Origin of the sequence: Shewanella sp. Isolate7, assembly GCF_022398425.1 — a bacterium.
Lineage (GTDB): Bacteria > Pseudomonadota > Gammaproteobacteria > Enterobacterales > Shewanellaceae > Shewanella.
Genome location: NZ_JAKEVJ010000186.1, coordinates 1 through 769, shown reverse-complemented (window position 1 = coordinate 769; position 769 = coordinate 1). Strand labels below are relative to the sequence as shown.

Sequence of the window (769 nt, the reverse complement as noted above, 5' to 3'; positions counted from 1 at the left end):
CGCGCCGAGAGAGCGATAAAACCGTTCGTCATTGGGCGGAAGAACTGGCTATTTGCCAATACGGCCAATGGTGCGAACGCGAGTGCCATACTGTACAGTGTGATCGAAACCGCCAAGGCGAATGGGTTGACGCCCTTCGATTACTTGATGTACTGCCTTGAGCAGTTGTCACTTAAGCCCGAGTGTCTAGAACACTTGCTACCCTGGAATGCAAAACTCGGCTAGGTGCAGTTCTCCGGACGGATACGGTATTCTCCTTAGTAAAAGGAGCACTATGCAGTAGCAGCATCAGTTTTTGAATGTGGGGATCACCGGACGGTTACGGTGAAGTAGATGCTTTCGCGCGACCTACATGGATGTAGGAAGTGCCATAAATTGCCAGGAGCAATTTAGGCGAGCGTAGAAAGCAAAAAGCCCTAGCGTTTTAGGCTAGGGCTTTTTGCTTTATTAGGCGCCTGGAAATGACCTACTCTCACATGGGGAGACCCCACACTACCATCGGCGCGATTGCGTTTCACTTCTGAGTTCGGGATGGGATCAGGTGGGACCACAATGCTATGGTTTCCAGACAAAATTGTAAATTTGAAAAGCTGTACTCTATCTAAGAGTCAATCTGAGTTTTAGTACACGGATGTACTCTATGTCATAAATGCAGGAGCAATTTATGACCTCACTTCAATCAAGTACTTTTGTATTCTTTTGATTCAGTAACCATCGTACGAAACCCTTTTGGGTTGTATGGTTAAGCCTCACGAGTCATTAGTACAGG

General features: G+C 47.1%; 1 protein-coding gene and 1 rRNA gene. One reads left to right on the top strand and one right to left on the bottom strand.

What is annotated here, in order from left to right:
• A partial coding sequence (locus L1D47_RS20920) for a transposase domain-containing protein (RefSeq protein WP_239883628.1) occupies positions 1-225 on the top strand: 225 nt, incomplete at its 5' end.
• 228 nt (positions 226-453) lie between these two features.
• Here the strand turns inward: L1D47_RS20920 and rrf are convergent.
• Positions 454-569: ribosomal RNA gene (gene rrf / locus L1D47_RS20915) — 5S ribosomal RNA — on the bottom strand.
• Positions 570-769: the final 200 nt, after the last annotated feature.